This is a genomic window from Pyxidicoccus sp. MSG2, assembly GCF_026626705.1.
In the GTDB taxonomy this organism is placed as follows: Bacteria; Myxococcota; Myxococcia; order Myxococcales; family Myxococcaceae; genus Myxococcus.
On sequence record NZ_JAPNKC010000001.1, the window covers coordinates 10,200,513 to 10,216,682 of the forward strand.

Below are 16,170 nucleotides of genomic sequence, written 5' to 3' on the forward strand. Positions count from 1 at the left end.
AGTCCCGGAAATCCTTGGATGTTCTCCCAGTCCGGAAGAGTCGCACATCCAAGTGACGCTTGCCTGCCCGCCAAGGTGTGTTTTATGGTGCCCACGCAGTCCGCGCCGTGTCGCTAACCCCTTGGAATCCTGGAGCAATCTCCGATGGCTAGAGCCCCTGAAGGGCCAGTGCCGGTGGTGGTGATGGGGCTGGGGTTCATCGGGCAGGAGATTGCCAGGGCCGCGATGTCGTCTCCCGAGGTGGAGCTCATCGGCGCCGTGGACACGCAGCCTTCGCTGGTGGGGAGTGCCCTGGGAGACGTGCTGGGCGGGCCCGCGCCTCGCGTGAAGGTGGTGGACTCGCTGGAGAAGGCGGTGGCGAAGCGCAAGGGCGTGGTGCTGTTGCACGCCACCGGCTCCAGGCTGCCGCAGGTGATGGAGCAGATTCTGGCGGCGCTGAAGCTGGGCCTGCCGGTGGCCAGCACCTGCGAGGAGCTGGCCTTCCCGTACCTCAAGTACCCGGAGCTGGCGGACAAGCTGGAGCAGGCCGCGCAGAAGGCGGGCGTGGCGGTGGTGGGCACCGGCGTCAATCCCGGCTTCGTGCTGGACAGGCTGGTGGCCATCGCCGGCCAGGTGTGCGGGCCGGTGCGCCGCGCCACCGCGACGCGCGTGGTGGACGCACGCCTGCGGCGCGAGGCCCTGCAGCGCAAGGTGGGCGCGGGCCTGACGGAGGACGAGTTCTTCGAGCTGGTGGACAGCGAGCAGCTCGGCCACGTCGGCCTGGTGGAGTCCGCGGCGCTGGCGGCCCTGGGACTCGGGCTGGATTGCGACGACTACGAAGAAGAAGTAGCCCCCGTGTTCGCCGAGGAGGACATCACCGGCGGCGCATTCCCGGTGAAGAAGGGGCGGGTGGCGGGCATGTTCCAGTCCGTGGTGGGTTTGGAGGAGGGGCAGGAGCGGGTACGGCTGGAGCTGACCATTGCCGTCGGGGCAGATGACCCGAAGGACCGCATCGAAATCGACGCGGACCCGAAGCTGGTGTTGGAAATCCCGGGGGGAGTGGCGGGCGACCGGGCCACCGCGAATGCGCTGGTGAATGCCGCGCCACGCTTGACGGCCGCCGAAGCAGGGCTCCTCACGGTGCTCGAGCTTCCGGCCGGACGTTAGAGTCAGGAGAGGGAAATGCTGGACAAGAACGCGATTGGCCGCGCCTCGCCGCCGACGCTCAACGAAGTCGAGAAGGGTGCCATCCGCCGCTTCGCGGAGGCCATCGGCGACTACAACCCCATCTACTACGACGAGGAGTACGCGCGGGCGTCCGGCTACCCCACCATCATCGCGCCCCCCACGTTCCCCGCGTCCTTCCACTCCGCGGCGGACCTGCGGGAGCTGCTGGGCGTGGGCATCAAGAGCCTGCTGCACGCCGAGCAGGGCTTCGACTACGAGCGGCCCATCTTCGCGGGTGACCGCATCTACGTCTCCACCCGCGTGTCGGATGTGTTCGAGCGCCCCGGCATCTCCGGGCGCATGGACATCGCCGTCATCGAGGACGAGGGCCGTGACGAGGAGGGCAATCTCGTGTTCCGCGCCCGCCGGACGCTGGTGGTCCGCGCCACCAAGGAGACCCCGTGATGCCCGCGCGCAAGCTGTACTTCGAGTCCATCCGCGTAGGCGACGAGCTGCCGGCCCTGGCCAAGGCCCCCGTCGACCGCGTGCAGCTGTCCCGCTATGCCGGCGCCTCCGGTGACTACAACCCCGTCCACGTGGACGAGGTCTACGCCAAGAGCGTGGGCATGCCGAGCGTCTACGCTCCCGGCATGCTCGTGATGGGCATGCTCGGCCAGCTCATCAGCGACTGGGCCCGCGGCGGCCAGATGCGGCGCTACAACGTGCGCTTCATCAAGATGGTGTGGCCGGGCGACACCGTCGTCTGCAAGGGCCGCGTCAGCGACAGGCACGGCACCGGCGGCCGCTACTTCGTCGAAATCGACCTCTGGGCGGAGAACCAGCGCGGCGAGCTGGTGATGAAGGGCACCTCGCAGATCCAGCTCTTCTTCTCCCTCGAGGACGAGAACCGGCAGCGCTCCGGCCAGGCCCCCATCGTCGTGGAAGTCCCCCGGGAGAGCCTGAGCACCGCCGCTCCGGCCGCCACCGCCGCCAGCGGCGAGGGCGCCCCCGAGGAGGGCGAGGAAGGGGACGAGCGCCGCACCGGCGCCTCCTCCAAGAAGACCGCCCCCCGGGAGAAGCCCGCCGCCAAGACGGCGTCCCTTCCCGCCGCCAAGAAGGCGAAGAAGTAGGCACTTTCCCGCGCGCTTGACGGGCGGTTCTGACCGCCCCTCAACGCGCAGTGTCATTCAGGGTTGACTCAAAAATCAGTCGCCGCCACACTTCCTGCGTCTTACCTGGGCCACTGACCCCTTTGCCCTCCTGGAGGGCAGGCAGTGAGCCGTCACGCAGGAGTGGCCATGTCCGCCGGCATCAACACCTACAAGACCGACCTCAGAGAAATCTTCTTCACGCTGTTCGAGCAGTTCGGCTTCGGCCAGGTGTCCGGCCAGGCCCCGTACGAGGCCTGGGGCCCGGACGAGGCCAAGGCGGTGCTCACGGAGACGTACCGCTTCGCGCGCGAGGTGCTCGGGCCCCTCAACTCGGTGGGCGACCGCGAGGGCTGCCGGGTGGAGAACGGCTCCGTCTTTACCCCCACCGGCTTCAAGGACGCGTGGAAGAAGCTCTATGAGCAGGGCTTCAAAACCGTCGCCGTGGACCCCGAGCACGGTGGCCAGGGCGCGCCGATGATGCTCCAGGTGACGGTGGAGGAGCTGCTGTCGGGCTCCAACACCGCGTTCAACATGTACCCCGGCCTGGCCTTCGGCGCCGCCGAGGTCATCGCCGAGTGCGGGACGCCCGCCCAGCAGAAGATGTACGTGGAGCGCATGCTCAACGGGACGTGGGGCGGCACCATGTGCCTCACCGAGCCGCACGCCGGCTCCGACGTGGGCGCGGCCAAGTCCACCGCCCGCCGCAACGCCGACGGCACCTACAACATCCGCGGCACCAAGATCTTCATCTCGGGCGGCGACCACGACATGGCGGACAACATCATCCACCTCGTGCTCGCGCGCATCGACGGTGCCTCGCCGGGCACCAAGGGCCTGTCGCTGTTCATCGTCCCCAAGCTGCGCATCAACGCGGACGGCAGCGCCGGCAAGGCGAACGACGTGGGCGTGGGCTCCATCGAGCACAAGATGGGCATCAACGGCTCCGCCACCTGTGTCATCAACTTCGGTGAGAGCGACGCGTGTATCGGTGAGCTCGTCGGTACCGTCGAGCACGTCGGCATGAGCCAGATGTTCAAGATGATGAACGGCGCGCGCATCGCCGTGGGCATCCAGGGCCTCGGGCTCGCGTCGGCCGCGTACTACAACGCGCTCGACTACGCGAAGGACCGCAAGCAGGGCTCGCACTTCACCAAGTGGAAGGACCCGACCGCGCCCCGCGCCGCCATCATCGAGCACCCGGACGTCCGGCGCATGCTGCTGGACATCAAGGCGCACGTGGAGGGCATCCGCTCGCTCATCATCAAGCTGGCCATGCACCTGGACAAGGCGCGCCAGCTGGCCGGCAAGGACGACGACGCGGCCACCTACCACAAGGGCCAGGTGGAGCTGCTAACCCCGCTGGTGAAGGCCTACGGCTCCGACCAGGCCTTCCGCCTGTGCGCCCAGGCCATCCAGGTCTACGGCGGCGCCGGCTACATCCAGGACTATCCGGTGGAGCAGTACACGCGCGACTCGAAGATCTTCTCCATCTACGAGGGCACCAACCACATCCAGGCCATGGACCTGGTGGGCCGCAAGCTGGGTCAGGCCGGCGGCACGCACTTCCAGCAGTTCATGGGTGACGTGGGCGCCTTCATCGAGGCCAACCGCGAGCACGCCGTGTACGGCGAGGCCGTGAAGACGCTGGCGTCCGCGCAGGAGGCCGTCATGTCCAGTGCGATGACGGTGTTCAGCTGGTCCCAGGACGGCGCGAAGTTCCCGCTGATTCCGCTCTCCGCCAACCGCTTCCTGCAGATGATGTCCGAGCTGGCGGTGGGCTGGCTGCTGCTGGACGCCGCCCTCATCGCCGACAAGGCCCAGGCCTCCGTGTCCGCGGAACACCCGGACCGCGCCTTCTACGAGGGCAAGAAGTTCAGCGCCCTCTACTACGCGCGCAACGTGCTGCCCGGCGTGGAGCAGGCCGCGCGGATGATTGCCACCGAGGACACCTCGCCGATGGACATCTCGGACGCGGCCTTCGGCTCCGTCTGAGTCACCGCCCCTTCACGAGGGGCGCCTGAAACACCTGAGGCCACCCGGGCTCCTTCGCCTGGGTGGCCTCTGTGTTTTCCAGGCGGGCCCGAGGGCTTCCGGGCGCTAGTCGCCCTCGCGCACGCCGATGGCGAGCTGGCCGAGGCCGGCCTTCTTCGCCAGCTCCATCACCTGCACCACGGTGCCGTGGGAGACGCCCTCGTCCGCCTGGACGATGACGACGGTGTCCGGGTCCTTGAGCTTCGCGTCGTCGAACGTCTTGCGCAGCTCCTCCTCGGAGACGACGTTGCCGGCGAGCACGTAGCGCCCGTCGGCGAGCACCGCCACGGACAAATCGGTGCTGCGCGCGGTGACGTCCGCGGCGCCGCCCTTGGGCAGGTTCACCTTCAGGCCGGCCTTGGCGCCGCCGCCGGGCCCCTGCTGGACGATGACGGAGCTGGTCACCATGAAGATGATGAGCAGCACCAGGAAGATGTCGGTGAGGGGGGTGATGTTGATTTCGGCGAAGACGCCCTCTTCGCCCTCGTTGTCCCCCGGAGTCTTTCCCATGGCCATGGTGGGTGTCCTCCGGGCCTACGCGAGCTTCGGGTCCGGGCGCGGCACGGCGGGCGGCTGGGACTCACGATTGGGGGCCGGCTCGGGGGGCAGGGGGGCGCCCGAGGCGCGCTCCTTGAGCAGCTCCACGAACTCGTCGCCCAGCAGGCGCAGCTCCACCAGCACGCGCGACAGGCGGGCCTGGAAGTAGTTGTAGAAGAACATGGCCTGCACCGCGACGAGGATGCCCACCGCGGTGGCGACGAGCGCCTCGGAGATGCCCGTCATCACGGCCGCGCTGCCGCCGGTGCCGCCGGCCTCCACGTCCAGGCCCAGGTCCTTGAAGGAACGCATGATGCCCGCCACGGTGCCGAACAGGCCGACGAAGGGGGTGATCGAGCCGATGGTGGCCAGCATCCACAGGTTGCGGCGCAGCTTCAGTCCCACCTGGGCGCGCTCGCGCTCCACGGCCGCCTCCACGCCGGCGCCCCCAGTGGTGCGGGAGCGCTCCATGCGGTCGAAGCCGGCGAGGAAGATGTCGGCGGCCACCGAGTCCGAGCGCTCGGCGGCGGTGCGGGCCGCGACCACGTCGCCGCGCAGCAGGTGCTTGTTCACCGCCTCGCCCAGGGTGCGGGAGCGCTCGCTCACCCCCCATAGGGCGATGAGCCGCTCCACGGCGACGACCAGCGCGATGACGGAGGCCAGCAGCAACAGGGCGAGGGTGACGCCGCCCAGGCGAAGGTAATGGAGGATGTCGTTCAGGCTCATTGGTGGGTGACCGGGCAGGGCGGCATGGCCCAGACTAGGAGATATGAACCGCGCAGCCGCCGCAATCTTCCTGGCAGTCCTCTGTTCCGCGTGCCCCAAGCGAATCGAGTTCGGTCCCGAGGGTGAACTCACCGACGCGAAGGTCGTCTACCAGCGCGTCCGCGAGAATCAGGACAACATCCTGTCCCTGGAGGGCGACTCCAAGATGCGCGTCGAGTCCCCGCAGGGCAGCGGCACCCTGAGCATGTTCGTCTCCGTCACCCGGCCGGCCATGCTGCACCTGGAGACGTTCGACTTCTTCAACCGCCCGCTCGCCTCCCTGGTGTCGGACGGGAATGGCTTTGGCCTGTATCAGACGGAGACCAACACCTACTTCCAGGGGCCCGCGAGCCCGGAGAACGTGTCGCGCTTCCTGCCGGTGGTGCTGCCCAACCAGGAACTGGTGGCCATCATGCTCGGCCAGGTGCCCCTCATCCCCCCGGAGCGGATGACGTTGGCGCTGGACCGCAAGGAAGGTGTCTACGTGTTGACGCTCCACAGCGGGCCCGCCACCCAGGTACTCCACGTGCACACCAAATACCTGCGCGTGATGAAGAGCCAGGTGCGGGGCGTCCCCGGGTACGACCTGGGCTTCGACGACTTCCAGGAGAAGGGCGCCCTCATCTTCCCCGGCAAGGTGGAGCTGGTGGCCGAGCAGGCGAAGACGCAGCTGCAGTTGCGCTACCAGCAGATCTCCCTCAACGGGCGGCCGGACCTCACGCTCTACGAGCTGCTCCCCCCGGAGGGGGCCAAGGTGGTGGAGGTGGACGAGCGCGGCCGGGAGCTGCCGGCCGGGGCACCCTCGCAGCCCCCCAGCTCGACCGAGCCCGCACCGGCGGTGCCGGGTTCCTGACCGGGCAGGCGCGGAAGAAGGGGCGCTGACCGCCGAGTCGATCTAGAGTGCTCCCCACGACATGGCACAGATCAAGCTCGGAGAACTGCTGATCAAGGCGAATGTGCTCCAGGAGAGCCAGCTCAAGGCCGCGCTCGCCGAACAGGCGAAGTGGGGCGGAAAGCTGGGCGAAATCCTGGTCAGGATGAGCCTCGTCTCCGAGGACATCCTGGTGCGCGCGCTGTCCAAGCAGCTCGGCATGCCGGCGGTGAACCTGGACGCGGTGCAGATGGTGCCGCCGCACGTCAAGGCGAAGATTTCCTCGCAGACGGCGCGCGACTTCTCGGTGCTGCCGCTCCAGCTTCGCGACGACGGCAAGACGCTGGTGGTGGCGATGTCCGACCCGCTCAACGTGCGGATGCTGGACGAGCTGCGCGCCGTCACCAAGTGCCGCATCGTCCCCAACGTGGCGGGCCGCAGCTCCATCGCCCGGGCCTTCCAGCGCATCTACGAGGAGAACGCGGAGCTGGAGGACGCGGACACCAACTTCAAGGTGGTGGACGCCCAGGGCCGCACGGTGGTGAAGAACCTGAAGGACCTGGACCCGGCAGCGGCCGCCGTGGCCGCTGCTCCCGCGGCCCGTCCGCCGCCTCCTCCACCCGCGCCCGCCGCCACGCGCCCGAGCACGGAGACGCCCGCGGTGCGCCCGGCCGCTCCCAGCGGCAGCCCCGCGGAGCTGCTGCGCAGCGTGGAGGACGTGCAGCGCAAGGAGGTCGCCGCCCTCAAGGCGATGGTGGAGTTGCTCATCGAGAAGGGCGTCTTCTCGCGCGAGGAGTACCTCGCCAAGGTCAAGCGGTAGCCCCTGCCCATGCGCAAGAAGATTGGTGAGCTGCTCATCGAGGCGGGTGTGGTGACGGAGGAGCAGGTCCGGGTTGCGCTCGGCCGCCGTGGTGCCCCGGGGCATCAGCGGCTGGGCGAGGTGCTCGTGGCCCAGGGGCTGTGCACGCCCGCGGACATCGCCCGTGCCCTGGCCGCACAGACCGGCCTGCCGTTCGTGGAGCTGCCGGAGGACATCCCCCAGGCCGTCACCGGGCTGGTGTCCGTGGACTTCCAGGCCGAGCACCGCGTGGTGCCCTTCCGCGTGGAGGTGGAGGGGCGCAGCGAGCGCATCCACATCGCCGTGGAGGACCCGGGTGACCTGACGCTGGTGGACGAGCTGCGCTTCCAGCTCCGCAAGCAGGTGCGCGTCTTCGTCGTCTCCTCGGACGACCTGGACACCGCGCTGGCCCGCGCCCGCGGCGAGCCGCTGGACATCGTGGAGGCCGAGCCGCTGGACGAGGAGCCGGGCACGCCTCCGCCTCCGCCGGTGGGTACGGGTGCCTCCCTGGAGTGGGACTTCCCGGAGCCCCCGAAGCCCCCGAAGCCCGCCCCCCCGCCCGCGCCGAAGCCGGCGGCGGCCGCCCCCGCCCGGCCCACGTTGCGCGGCTCGCCGCCGCCTCCACCCGTGGCGACGCCGCCGCCCCCGCCAGGCGCGGACATGCTGGATGACCTGCTGGGCGTGGAGCCCGCCGCCCCGGCGAAGCCTCCGCCGCCTCCGCCCGCTGACGAGGCCGGGGCCGGGGGCAAGCCCCGAGTGCCGGTGGTGCTGTTCGGCGGCGCGGCGCAGGGCGCGAAACCCTCCATGGCCCTCACGCCGACGCCGCAGTTCTCGGACGAGGACCTGGCCGTCCTCGACGACATCGAGCGCATCTCCCGGGGTGAGGAGGCTTCGCTGGACACGGAGAAGGTGAAGCCCGCCCGCATGGTGGCGAGCCTCATCCGCCTGCTCATCCGCAAGGGCCTCATCCAGGAAGGGGAGTTCCTGGAGGAGCTGGCGAGGAAGTGACGGCCGCCGCCCAGCGCCCCGACGCGGAGCGGCCCCTCCTGGACGTCCGCGGCCTCACCGCCGAGCTGTCCCTGGAGGAAGGCCCGGTGCGCGCGGTGGACGGCGTGTCCTTCTCCGTGCCCCCGGGCGGCACGCTCGGGGTGGTGGGGGAGAGTGGCTGCGGCAAGAGCCTCACCGCCCTGTCCGTGCTGGGGCTGGCGCCGAACCCGCCGGTGCGCGTGGTGGGGGGCGAGGTCCTCTTCCAGGGACGCGACTTGCTCAAGCTGCCCGAGGCCGAATTGCGCCGGGTGCGCGGCCACCACGCGGCCATGGTCTTCCAGGAGCCGATGACGTCGCTCAACCCCGTCTTTACCGTGGGGGAGCAGATTGCCGAGGGCGTCCGGCTGCACCTGGGCGCCTCGCGCGCGAAGGCGCGTGAGCGGGCGGTGGAGATGCTGCGGCAGGTGGGCATCCCCGCGCCGGAGGAGCGCGTGGACGCGTACCCGCACCAGCTCTCCGGCGGCATGCGGCAGCGGGTGATGATTGCGATGGCGCTGGCGTGCGACCCCGCGCTGCTCATCGCCGACGAGCCCACCACCGCGCTGGACGTCACCATCCAGGCCCAGATTCTGGACCTGCTCAAGCGCCTCCAGGCCGAGCGCGGCATGGCGGTGATGTTGATTACGCACGACCTGGGCGTGGTGGCGGAGAGCTGCGACACCGTCGTGGTGATGTACGCGGGCCGCGTGGTGGAGCGCGCCCCGGTGCGCGAGCTGTTCTCCCGGCCGGCGCACCCGTACACCGCGGGCCTGTTGCGCTCCATTCCCTCGCTCCAGGTGGCGACGGGGGAGGGGGGCGCCGCCTCGCAGCGGAGGCTGCGGGCCATTCCCGGCATGGTGCCTTCGTTGCGGAAGCTGCCCTCCGGCTGCGCGTTTCGCGACAGGTGCGAGCGCGCGCTCGAAGTCTGCGCGCGCGTGGTGCCGCCGCTGGAGCCCAAGCGCGACGGGCAGCTCGCCGCCTGCCACAACCCGGTGCCCGCGCCATGAGCTCCGGGCCGCTGCTCCAGGTGCGTGACTTGAAGGTCCACTTCCCCGTGCGAGGGGGCCTCCTGGGGCGCGTGCGCGGCGCGGTGAAGGCCGTGGACGGAGTGGGCTTCGACGTGGTGCGCGGGGAGACGCTCGGGCTGGTGGGGGAGAGCGGCTGCGGCAAGAGCACGCTGGGGCGCGCGCTGCTGCGGCTGGTGGAGCCCACCGCCGGCTCCATCCGCTTCGACGGGCAGGAGCTGACGGGCCAGTCCCAGCGGCGGCTGCGCCCGCTGCGCCGGCGCATGCAGCTCGTCTTCCAGGACCCGTACGCCTCGCTCAACCCGCGGATGACGGTGCGCGAGATTCTGGGCGAGCCCTTCGCCATCCACGGCCTCGCGCGCGAGCGCGGCGAGCGGGAGCGCGAGGTATCCGCCCTGGTGGACGCCATGGGCCTGCCGCGCGAGGCGCTGGAGCGCTACCCCCACGAGTTCTCCGGCGGTCAGCGTCAGCGCATCGGCATTGCACGTGCCATCGCATTGCGTCCGGACCTGGTGGTGGCCGACGAGCCCATCAGCGCGCTCGACGTGTCCATCCAGGCGCAGATCGTGAACCTCCTGGTGGACCTGCAGCGCGAGCGCGGCCTCACCTACGTCTTCATCGCGCACGACCTGAAAATCGTCGAGTACGTCTCCACCCGCGTCGCCGTCATGTACCTGGGCCGAATCGTGGAACTGGCGCCCGCCGCGGAGCTGTACCGCCGCCCGCGCCACCCGTACACGCAGGCGCTCCTGTCCTCCGTGCCGGTGCCGGACCCGGGCCACGCGCGCACCCGCCTGCTGGTGCCGGGCGAGCCGCCGTCGCCGCTCAACCCGCCGTCTGGCTGCGCCTTCCACCCGCGCTGCCCCCACGTCATGGAGCGCTGCCGGCGCGAGTCGCCGCCGCTGTACCCGCTCGGCGGAGGACACACGGCCGCTTGTTTTCTCGTGGAGGGCGACTCCCGCGAAGTCACTCCCGCCCCCGCCTCCGGAGGTGATGCCGGTGTTCTGGCTCAGCCACCATCACCCGGATGAGTACAACCGGACCTACGTGCTGGGCGGCGTGCGCGTCTGCGCGCGCTGTCTGGGCACGTACCCGGTGCTGCTGGTGACGCTCGTGGGCCTCTTCGCCCTGCGCGCGCCGCGCGAGTGGCGCTGGGACATACCCGCGGTGCTGGCCCTCACGCTGCCCGCGCTGGTGGACTGGGCGGTGGGGCGCTTCCGCCCGGCGTCCGGCTCCAACGCGGTGCGTACGTTGACCGGGGTGCTGCTCGGACTGGCGCTCGGACGCTCGCTCCAGGTGCATGTCCAGCGGCCCCTGCCGGCGGTGCTGCTGGCCCAGGCCGCCCTCGTGACAGCGGTGGCGCTCCCTGTCATTCTCGCCACTTACCGGAGACCACGCCCGGAGTAGACCTTCGTGGCCCGTCGCCCGTTATGAGGGCACGGGTTGAGGAGGGGTCGGGGTGTCGGGTGCTCCAGGAGAGATGGGGGAGTGTTGGGACCGGAGACCTCAGACGAGCGGCTGATGCTCGCCTTTCAGGCGGGGGACGCGCGCGCGTTCGAGGCGCTGGTGCGCAAGCACCGGACGCCGGTGTTCAACTTCGTCCTTCGATTCGTCGGGCACCGGGCACGGGCGGAGGACGTGCTGCAGGAGACGTGGCTGAAAGTGGTACGGAGCGCCGGCGAGTACACGCCCAAGGCGAAGTTCACGACCTGGCTCTACACGATTGCGAGGAACCTCTGCGTGGACAGCGCGCGCAAAGAGAGCTACCGCCAGGCGTCGTCCCTGGAAGCCCCCGCCGCGGGTGCGGATGGGGAAGAGGGACGTCCGCTGGGCGAGGGGCTGCCGGACACGGGGGCCAGCCCCGAGCGCGGCGCGTACAACGCCCGCCTGCGGCCCCTGCTGGAGCGCGCCCTGGCGGCACTCCCGGAGGAGCAGCGAGAAGTGTTCATCCTGCGTGAGTACAGCGGCATTCCCTTCAAGGACATCGCCGAGGTGACGGGCGTGTCCGAGAACACCGTGAAGAGCCGGATGCGATACGCGCTCGACGGGTTGCGACGACGCCTGTCGGACATGGGCGTGGACGGCGACCTCGCCGAGGACGGAAGGACGGTGACGGGATGAATCCGCAGAATGCCCACGCGCACGAGGACCGGCTCCTCGACTTCGCCTACGGCGAGCTGCCCACCCCCGAGGCCCGGGCCATGGAGGCGCACCTGTCGGGCTGCGCCCGCTGCACCCAGGCCCTGGACGACATCCGCGGCGTGCGCGCCACCATGTCCCAGCTCTCCACGGAGCCCGCGCCGGACGCCGGGCTCGAATCGCTCATGGCCTACGCGCAGCAGGCCGCGCGCCGCGCCGCCGCTGGCCCCGCGCCCAAGCCCTCGCGCTGGCGCCGCTGGCTGCTGCCGGTGCTGGGCGTGGCCTCGGTGAGCACCTTCGGCATCCTCATCCTCGAGGCGAATGAGCACGCCCCCGCGAGCCCCTCTCCGGCCCAGGTGGCGGCGAAGGTCGAGATGGCGAGAGCGAAGGACGCCGCGCCCGCGCGCGGTGTGGCCGAGCCCGTGGTCGCGAGCGCGGAGGCCCCCGCCCCACCGCCTCCGCCCACCGCGCAGGCCGCGCCCTCCCCGAAGGCGCTCCTGGACGAGGGCGCCGCGAAGGAAGTGGCGCGTGCCGAGGACTGGCGCAACGCGGGCAGTGGCGGCGGGCTCGACGCCCGCATCGTCCGCGAGGAGGAGATGAAGGCGAAGCCCGGGTACGGCAAGGGCGCCTCGGAGCGCGCGCGGGCCTCGACGAACCGGCAGCCGCTGGCGAAGACCGCCCCCTCGAAGGCCTCGAAGTTCGCCTTCGGCGAGAAGGACGCCCCGGACGAGGAGTCCCTGGCAGAGTCCGCGCCGCGCGATGACTCCGCCTCGCGGAAGCAGGAGGGGTTGAAGCTGGGCGGTGCGTCCGCGGCCCAGGCCCAGGCCGCCGACGAAGACGACGGCGCTTTCGACAAGGTCTTCGCGGGCGGGGATGCGCCCCAGGCCGTGGGCTCCGTGTCCGTCCCAGCGGGGCCTCCCGCGCCCGCGACGGCGGCGCCCGCGTCCCCGTCCCCGTCCCCGTCCGGCGGCCGCGCGGATGTGGCCACCGGTGCTCTCGCGCAGACGGAGTCCCTGGCCGAGCGCCGTGCGCCCGCCCCGGCCCAGGCGCCCACGAAGAAGGCGAAGCGAAGCGAATCCCCGAGCCCCGCCGCGGAGATGCCGGCGTCCCGCGCCCAGGCGGAGCCGGGGCCGTCCGTGGCGGAGCTGTCGAGCCAGGCCCGGGACGCGTACCTCGCCGGGGACCGGGCCCTGGAGGCGGGGCTGCTGCGCTCGGCGCTGGCCGCCGGGCCCTCCGGCTCGGAGCGCCTCGGACTCCTCAACCGCCTCTGCGACGCGGAGCTCGCCCTGGGCCGTCAGGCCGCGGGCGCCGCCGCCTGCAAGCAGGTCATCGCCGATGCGCCGGGCTCCAGCGCCGCCCAGGCCGCTCGCCGCAGGCTGTCCCGCGAGCCCGCCATCCTCGAGGCCGCCCCGAAATCCGCTGATCCCCAGAAATGATGGTCTGCGGTTTCTGAGCAAATAGAAAAATGGACGGAAACGTGGGTGTAGGTCTGTCCATTTGACCGATGCGAGTCCGGCGCGCCTCACCGGATAATGGCGTCATGGGACAGGAAGCACAGGATGGGCGGCGGGAGCGGGGGGCGTCTCGCGCGCAGTCGGGTCAGGCCGCCGTCGAAGCGGCGATGATCATGCCGCTGACCGTCTTCATGACGCTGGGCATCATCCAGCTCACGATGATGCAGCACGCGAAGCTGATGACCGAGTACGCCGCATACCAGGCGGCGCGGGCCGGCATCGTGTGGAACGGCAACAACGAGCGCATGCACGACGCGGCCATCGTCGCGCTGCTGCCCACGATGGGCGCCACCAACGACATCGCGAAGCTGGGGACGACGCTCGCGCTGCACCAGCTCTACGACACGGGCATGAGCGCGTTGAACTTCGGCGGCGGCGTGGTGCCCCGCACCGTCAACGGCTCCAACCTGCTGGGCATCGTCCGGGTGGACACCATCAACCCGGCGTATTTCACGCCCATCGACAGCATCTGGAAGCTGCGCAACGGCTTCAACTGGCAGGAGCTGGACTTCGACGGAGCGGACAGCTTCCCCGAGGTGCCCTCGCTGGAGAACCACATCCGCAAGTTCTTCAACCTGCCGGAGCCGGACGATTCGGAGCTCGTCTACCGCAAGGCCACGCGGCTCACCATCCGCCTGCGCTACTGGTACCAGCTGCGCGTGCCCTTCGCGAACTGGATCATCTTCACCTCGTGGTTCGCCTCCAACGCGGGCCTGGCGCTCCATGGCGCCATCGACCGGGCGACCGTCACTCCGGGCGCCAACATCATGGCCGACGGCAACATCGACGCCCTGGCCGCCGCGTCCATCAAGGGCATCCAGCACGAGAAGGGCTATGACTCCGTGTATCCGCTGGAGATGGCGGTGCTCTGGGGCCTGGCCACCGGCAGCATCCCCCTGGTCTCCAACTTCGCGGGCCGGCGCTACTTCATCCCGCTGACGGCCACGTACACCATGCGCATGCAGTCCAACTTCCACCGGAAGTGGATCATGCACCTCAACCCCGACTGGGGCCTGTAAGAGGACCGCCGACCATGTTCACCCGGACCCTCCGACAGAGCTTCCGCCGCCAGGAAGGCCAGGCGCTGGTGCTCGCCGCGCTGATGGTGCTCGTCATGTCCATCGCCGTGTTGACCACCGTCAACATCGGCCACACGGTGCACGAGCGCATCCGCCTGCAGAACACCGCGGACTCCGCCGCCTACTCCATGGCCGCCATGGAGGCGCGCGCCTTCAACTTCTACGCGTACGCCAACCGCACGCAGGCGTCGCACTACGTCTCGGCGATGCTGTGGCAGTCGCTGCTGTCACTCATCTACTTCGCCGAGGCGTTCCTCGCGGACACCTACGGGTTCATGAAGACCTTGAACCCCTGTGCGGGAAAAGCAAGCGGCCTCTTCTGGAAGATAGCCTGTCCCATATTGAAGGCGATTCCGGTGGTGGGGCAGGTGCTCAAGGTCATCGAAACGGCGATGAATGCCTGGAGGATGGTCGTGAGGGCCTTCCATCAACTGTTGGTCGCCACCAACCCGGACAAGCTCATCGGCAAGCTGGTCATCCCCACGCACTGGGTGCTCAACAGCGTGCTGTTCTTCGCGTCCCAGGCGGTGATGATGTCCGCGTCCACGCACGTGTTGCAGACCACGGACACCGTCATCGCGGACAACGACAAGAACATCGACTCGCTCATCAGTCAGGGGCTCACCGGCGTCATCAGCCAATGCCTCTTCGACCAGACGCACTTCGCGGAGGCAGGAGGCCGCCCGCTGGGCACACCCGCCAACCCGTTCAAGGCCATCGACCCGAAGGAGACAGCCCTGGCGTCGAAGGAGGCTCGCGCCAAGCGCTCCATGGGCGGCATCTCCAATGCCACGCGCTACCCGTGTGACTCGAAGGGCGGGCTGGGCGCCGGCGGGGTGGACATCCTCTCCTGCCAGCAGAAGTTCATCACCTCGCGCCGGCTGGGAGACCTCCTCCCCCTGCCGCCCTGGCTGGGCATCATCGGCGACTGGCTCAGCAACGACATCAACATCCCCGGGGTGATCAGCTTCGGCAAGCTGGGGCAGACCCGCATGCTGACCCACATCCGCGACTACCGGAACGTCCTCACCCAGACGCGCAAGACGCGCAACTACATCCGCGACTGGAACGACGGCATCGCCCCGACGCTCGGCATGATGGCCCAGGGCGACAACCTCGGCTCGGACGACCTGTACTGGCTCAAGTTCGGCCCCGACTTCCCCGGCGTGACGAACCCGCTGTCCTGCAAGACGGACGAGAAGAACATCGGGCGCTGCTGGGGGGATCCGCGCAAGGGGCTCGAGGACACGTCCCGCAAGAAGCTGCCCTACCAGTGGATGGCCAAGACGAGCATCTGGGCCCTGAACGACCAGGAGGGCTCGTACCGCGACGGCGGCGTGCACTGGCGGGTCCACCCCCAGCGCCTGCCCACGGGCGACAGCGGCTGGCGCAACCGCCAGCGCGCCAATGGCCCCGAGGGCGAGGTGGGCGTCACCAAGAACGAGGTGTGTGTCCTTCCCATTTGCTTGTTCGGCAAGGGAAAGATGGATGTCTACACGGCCAACGTGCACCCCGCGGAGGACGGCAACCATCCGTGGAAGGGCATCGTCCCGTTCATGCACTTCGAGCCCGGCCAGTTCCAGGGCGTGTGCGGCCGCACGGCCACCAACGACGCGGCCCCGCGCTACAAGTTCGACTTCAACCAGCCGTCCACGTGGGTCGCGCTCAACAAGTCGCCGGACGAAATCACCAACCGGGACCTCAAGGACAAGGAGGCGGGCACCAACGCGCCCGCGCTGCTGAACGCGGACGGGAAGATCCGCTTCAACTTCACCGCCGACACGGACGCGCTGGAGATGGAGAACAACCGGAAGAAGTTCCTCAGCTTCTCCGAGGGGCTCAACGTCATCACCCGCGGCCAGAGCTACTACCACCGGCCCGGCAACTGGACGGAGCAGCCCAACTTCTTCAATCCGTACTGGCGCCCGCGCCTGGCCTCCGTCTACCAGGGCCGCCACAACCTGCCCCTGGCTGGCAGCCTGAATGACGCCCTGCCAGGCCCGCTGAAGAGCATTGCCCCCAAGATCATCACCCACTAAGCCGGGACT

16 protein-coding genes are annotated in these 16,170 nt (G+C 69.8%); 14 read left to right on the forward strand and 2 right to left on the reverse strand.

Going from position 1 to position 16,170, the window contains the following annotated elements; all coding sequences use genetic code 11:
- Positions 1 to 144 precede the first annotated feature (144 nt).
- The 4 genes from OV427_RS39800 (at position 145) to OV427_RS39815 (ending at position 4,289) form a co-directional block, all read left to right on the forward strand.
- The gene (locus OV427_RS39800) at positions 145 to 1,146 is read left to right on the forward strand and encodes a dihydrodipicolinate reductase (protein ID WP_163998344.1); all 1,002 of its coding nucleotides are present in this window, start codon (positions 145 to 147) and stop codon (positions 1,144 to 1,146) included.
- Between the two features lie 15 nt (positions 1,147 to 1,161).
- Complete coding sequence (locus OV427_RS39805; protein WP_163998343.1) at positions 1,162 to 1,611, forward strand: MaoC family dehydratase N-terminal domain-containing protein; 450 nt, start codon at positions 1,162 to 1,164, stop codon at positions 1,609 to 1,611.
- Entirely contained in the window at positions 1,611 to 2,276 is a 666-nt protein-coding gene (locus OV427_RS39810; RefSeq protein ID WP_267861453.1) for a MaoC family dehydratase, read from the forward strand. The genes OV427_RS39805 and OV427_RS39810 overlap by 1 nt, the downstream gene beginning before the upstream one ends.
- Positions 2,277 to 2,444: 168 nt before the next feature.
- Positions 2,445 to 4,289, forward strand: a complete 1,845-nt coding sequence (locus OV427_RS39815) for an acyl-CoA dehydrogenase (protein ID WP_267861454.1) — start codon at positions 2,445 to 2,447, stop codon at positions 4,287 to 4,289.
- A 105-nt stretch (positions 4,290 to 4,394) separates the two neighbouring features.
- Here OV427_RS39815 and OV427_RS39820 read toward each other — a convergent pair whose 3' ends face one another.
- Positions 4,395 to 4,844 carry an ExbD/TolR family protein gene (locus OV427_RS39820; protein WP_267861455.1) on the reverse strand — a complete coding sequence of 150 codons (450 nt, stop codon included), beginning with the start codon at positions 4,842 to 4,844 and terminating at the stop codon, positions 4,395 to 4,397.
- An 18-nt stretch (positions 4,845 to 4,862) separates the two neighbouring features.
- The gene (locus OV427_RS39825; protein ID WP_267861456.1) at positions 4,863 to 5,591 is read right to left on the reverse strand and encodes a MotA/TolQ/ExbB proton channel family protein; all 729 of its coding nucleotides are present in this window, start codon (positions 5,589 to 5,591) and stop codon (positions 4,863 to 4,865) included.
- 43 nt (positions 5,592 to 5,634) lie between these two features.
- Between OV427_RS39825 and OV427_RS39830 the strand changes: the two genes are divergently transcribed.
- The 10 genes from OV427_RS39830 to OV427_RS39875 all read left to right on the forward strand — a co-directional run bounded on the left by OV427_RS39830 (position 5,635) and on the right by OV427_RS39875 (position 16,161).
- On the forward strand, positions 5,635 to 6,483 hold the full coding sequence (locus tag OV427_RS39830) for a DUF4292 domain-containing protein (protein ID WP_267861457.1): 849 nt from the start codon (positions 5,635 to 5,637) through the stop codon (positions 6,481 to 6,483).
- A 61-nt stretch (positions 6,484 to 6,544) separates the two neighbouring features.
- Complete coding sequence (locus OV427_RS39835) at positions 6,545 to 7,321, forward strand: general secretion pathway protein GspE (RefSeq protein ID WP_267861458.1); 777 nt, start codon at positions 6,545 to 6,547, stop codon at positions 7,319 to 7,321.
- Positions 7,322 to 7,330: 9 nt separating this feature from the next.
- A complete protein-coding gene (locus OV427_RS39840; protein ID WP_267861459.1) occupies positions 7,331 to 8,347 on the forward strand; it encodes a general secretion pathway protein GspE in 1,017 nt (338 codons plus the stop codon).
- Positions 8,344 to 9,372: an ABC transporter ATP-binding protein gene (locus OV427_RS39845; RefSeq protein ID WP_267861460.1), complete on the forward strand. Its 1,029-nt coding sequence runs from the start codon at positions 8,344 to 8,346 to the stop codon at positions 9,370 to 9,372. The genes OV427_RS39840 and OV427_RS39845 overlap by 4 nt, the downstream gene beginning before the upstream one ends.
- Positions 9,369 to 10,421 (forward strand): ABC transporter ATP-binding protein, encoded by a 1,053-nt coding sequence (locus OV427_RS39850; protein ID WP_267861461.1) that lies wholly within the window; start codon positions 9,369 to 9,371, stop codon positions 10,419 to 10,421. The genes OV427_RS39845 and OV427_RS39850 overlap by 4 nt, the downstream gene beginning before the upstream one ends.
- Positions 10,390 to 10,797 carry a DUF2085 domain-containing protein gene (locus OV427_RS39855; protein ID WP_267863546.1) on the forward strand — a complete coding sequence of 136 codons (408 nt, stop codon included), beginning with the start codon at positions 10,390 to 10,392 and terminating at the stop codon, positions 10,795 to 10,797. The genes OV427_RS39850 and OV427_RS39855 overlap by 32 nt, the downstream gene beginning before the upstream one ends.
- A gap of 81 nt (positions 10,798 to 10,878) precedes the next feature.
- The gene (locus OV427_RS39860) at positions 10,879 to 11,511 is read left to right on the forward strand and encodes an RNA polymerase sigma factor (protein ID WP_163998332.1); all 633 of its coding nucleotides are present in this window, start codon (positions 10,879 to 10,881) and stop codon (positions 11,509 to 11,511) included.
- Positions 11,508 to 12,965 (forward strand): anti-sigma factor family protein, encoded by a 1,458-nt coding sequence (locus tag OV427_RS39865; protein ID WP_267861462.1) that lies wholly within the window; start codon positions 11,508 to 11,510, stop codon positions 12,963 to 12,965. Before OV427_RS39860 ends, OV427_RS39865 begins: the two co-directional genes overlap by 4 nt.
- Before the next feature lie 104 nt (positions 12,966 to 13,069).
- On the forward strand, positions 13,070 to 14,062 hold the full coding sequence (locus OV427_RS39870) for a TadE/TadG family type IV pilus assembly protein (protein WP_267861463.1): 993 nt from the start codon (positions 13,070 to 13,072) through the stop codon (positions 14,060 to 14,062).
- A 14-nt stretch (positions 14,063 to 14,076) separates the two neighbouring features.
- A complete protein-coding gene (locus tag OV427_RS39875; RefSeq protein ID WP_267861464.1) occupies positions 14,077 to 16,161 on the forward strand; it encodes a TadE/TadG family type IV pilus assembly protein in 2,085 nt (694 codons plus the stop codon).
- Positions 16,162 to 16,170 lie beyond the last annotated feature (9 nt).

Excerpts from the sequence above, each read along its gene's own strand:
- OV427_RS39800 (WP_163998344.1), top strand. The coding sequence starts at position 145 with ATGGCTAGAGCCCCTGAAGGGCCAGTGCCGGTGGTGGTGATGGGGCTG.
- OV427_RS39805 (WP_163998343.1), top strand. The coding sequence starts at position 1,162 with ATGCTGGACAAGAACGCGATTGGCCGCGCCTCGCCGCCGACGCTCAAC.
- OV427_RS39810 (WP_267861453.1), top strand. The coding sequence starts at position 1,611 with ATGCCCGCGCGCAAGCTGTACTTCGAGTCCATCCGCGTAGGCGACGAG.
- OV427_RS39815 (WP_267861454.1), top strand. The coding sequence starts at position 2,445 with ATGTCCGCCGGCATCAACACCTACAAGACCGACCTCAGAGAAATCTTC.
- OV427_RS39820 (WP_267861455.1), bottom strand. The coding sequence starts at position 4,844 with ATGGCCATGGGAAAGACTCCGGGGGACAACGAGGGCGAAGAGGGCGTC.
- OV427_RS39825 (WP_267861456.1), bottom strand. The coding sequence starts at position 5,591 with ATGAGCCTGAACGACATCCTCCATTACCTTCGCCTGGGCGGCGTCACC.
- OV427_RS39830 (WP_267861457.1), top strand. The coding sequence starts at position 5,635 with ATGAACCGCGCAGCCGCCGCAATCTTCCTGGCAGTCCTCTGTTCCGCG.
- OV427_RS39835 (WP_267861458.1), top strand. The coding sequence starts at position 6,545 with ATGGCACAGATCAAGCTCGGAGAACTGCTGATCAAGGCGAATGTGCTC.
- OV427_RS39840 (WP_267861459.1), top strand. The coding sequence starts at position 7,331 with ATGCGCAAGAAGATTGGTGAGCTGCTCATCGAGGCGGGTGTGGTGACG.
- OV427_RS39850 (WP_267861461.1), top strand. The coding sequence starts at position 9,369 with ATGAGCTCCGGGCCGCTGCTCCAGGTGCGTGACTTGAAGGTCCACTTC.
- OV427_RS39865 (WP_267861462.1), top strand. The coding sequence starts at position 11,508 with ATGAATCCGCAGAATGCCCACGCGCACGAGGACCGGCTCCTCGACTTC.
- OV427_RS39870 (WP_267861463.1), top strand. The coding sequence starts at position 13,070 with ATGGGACAGGAAGCACAGGATGGGCGGCGGGAGCGGGGGGCGTCTCGC.
- OV427_RS39875 (WP_267861464.1), top strand. The coding sequence starts at position 14,077 with ATGTTCACCCGGACCCTCCGACAGAGCTTCCGCCGCCAGGAAGGCCAG.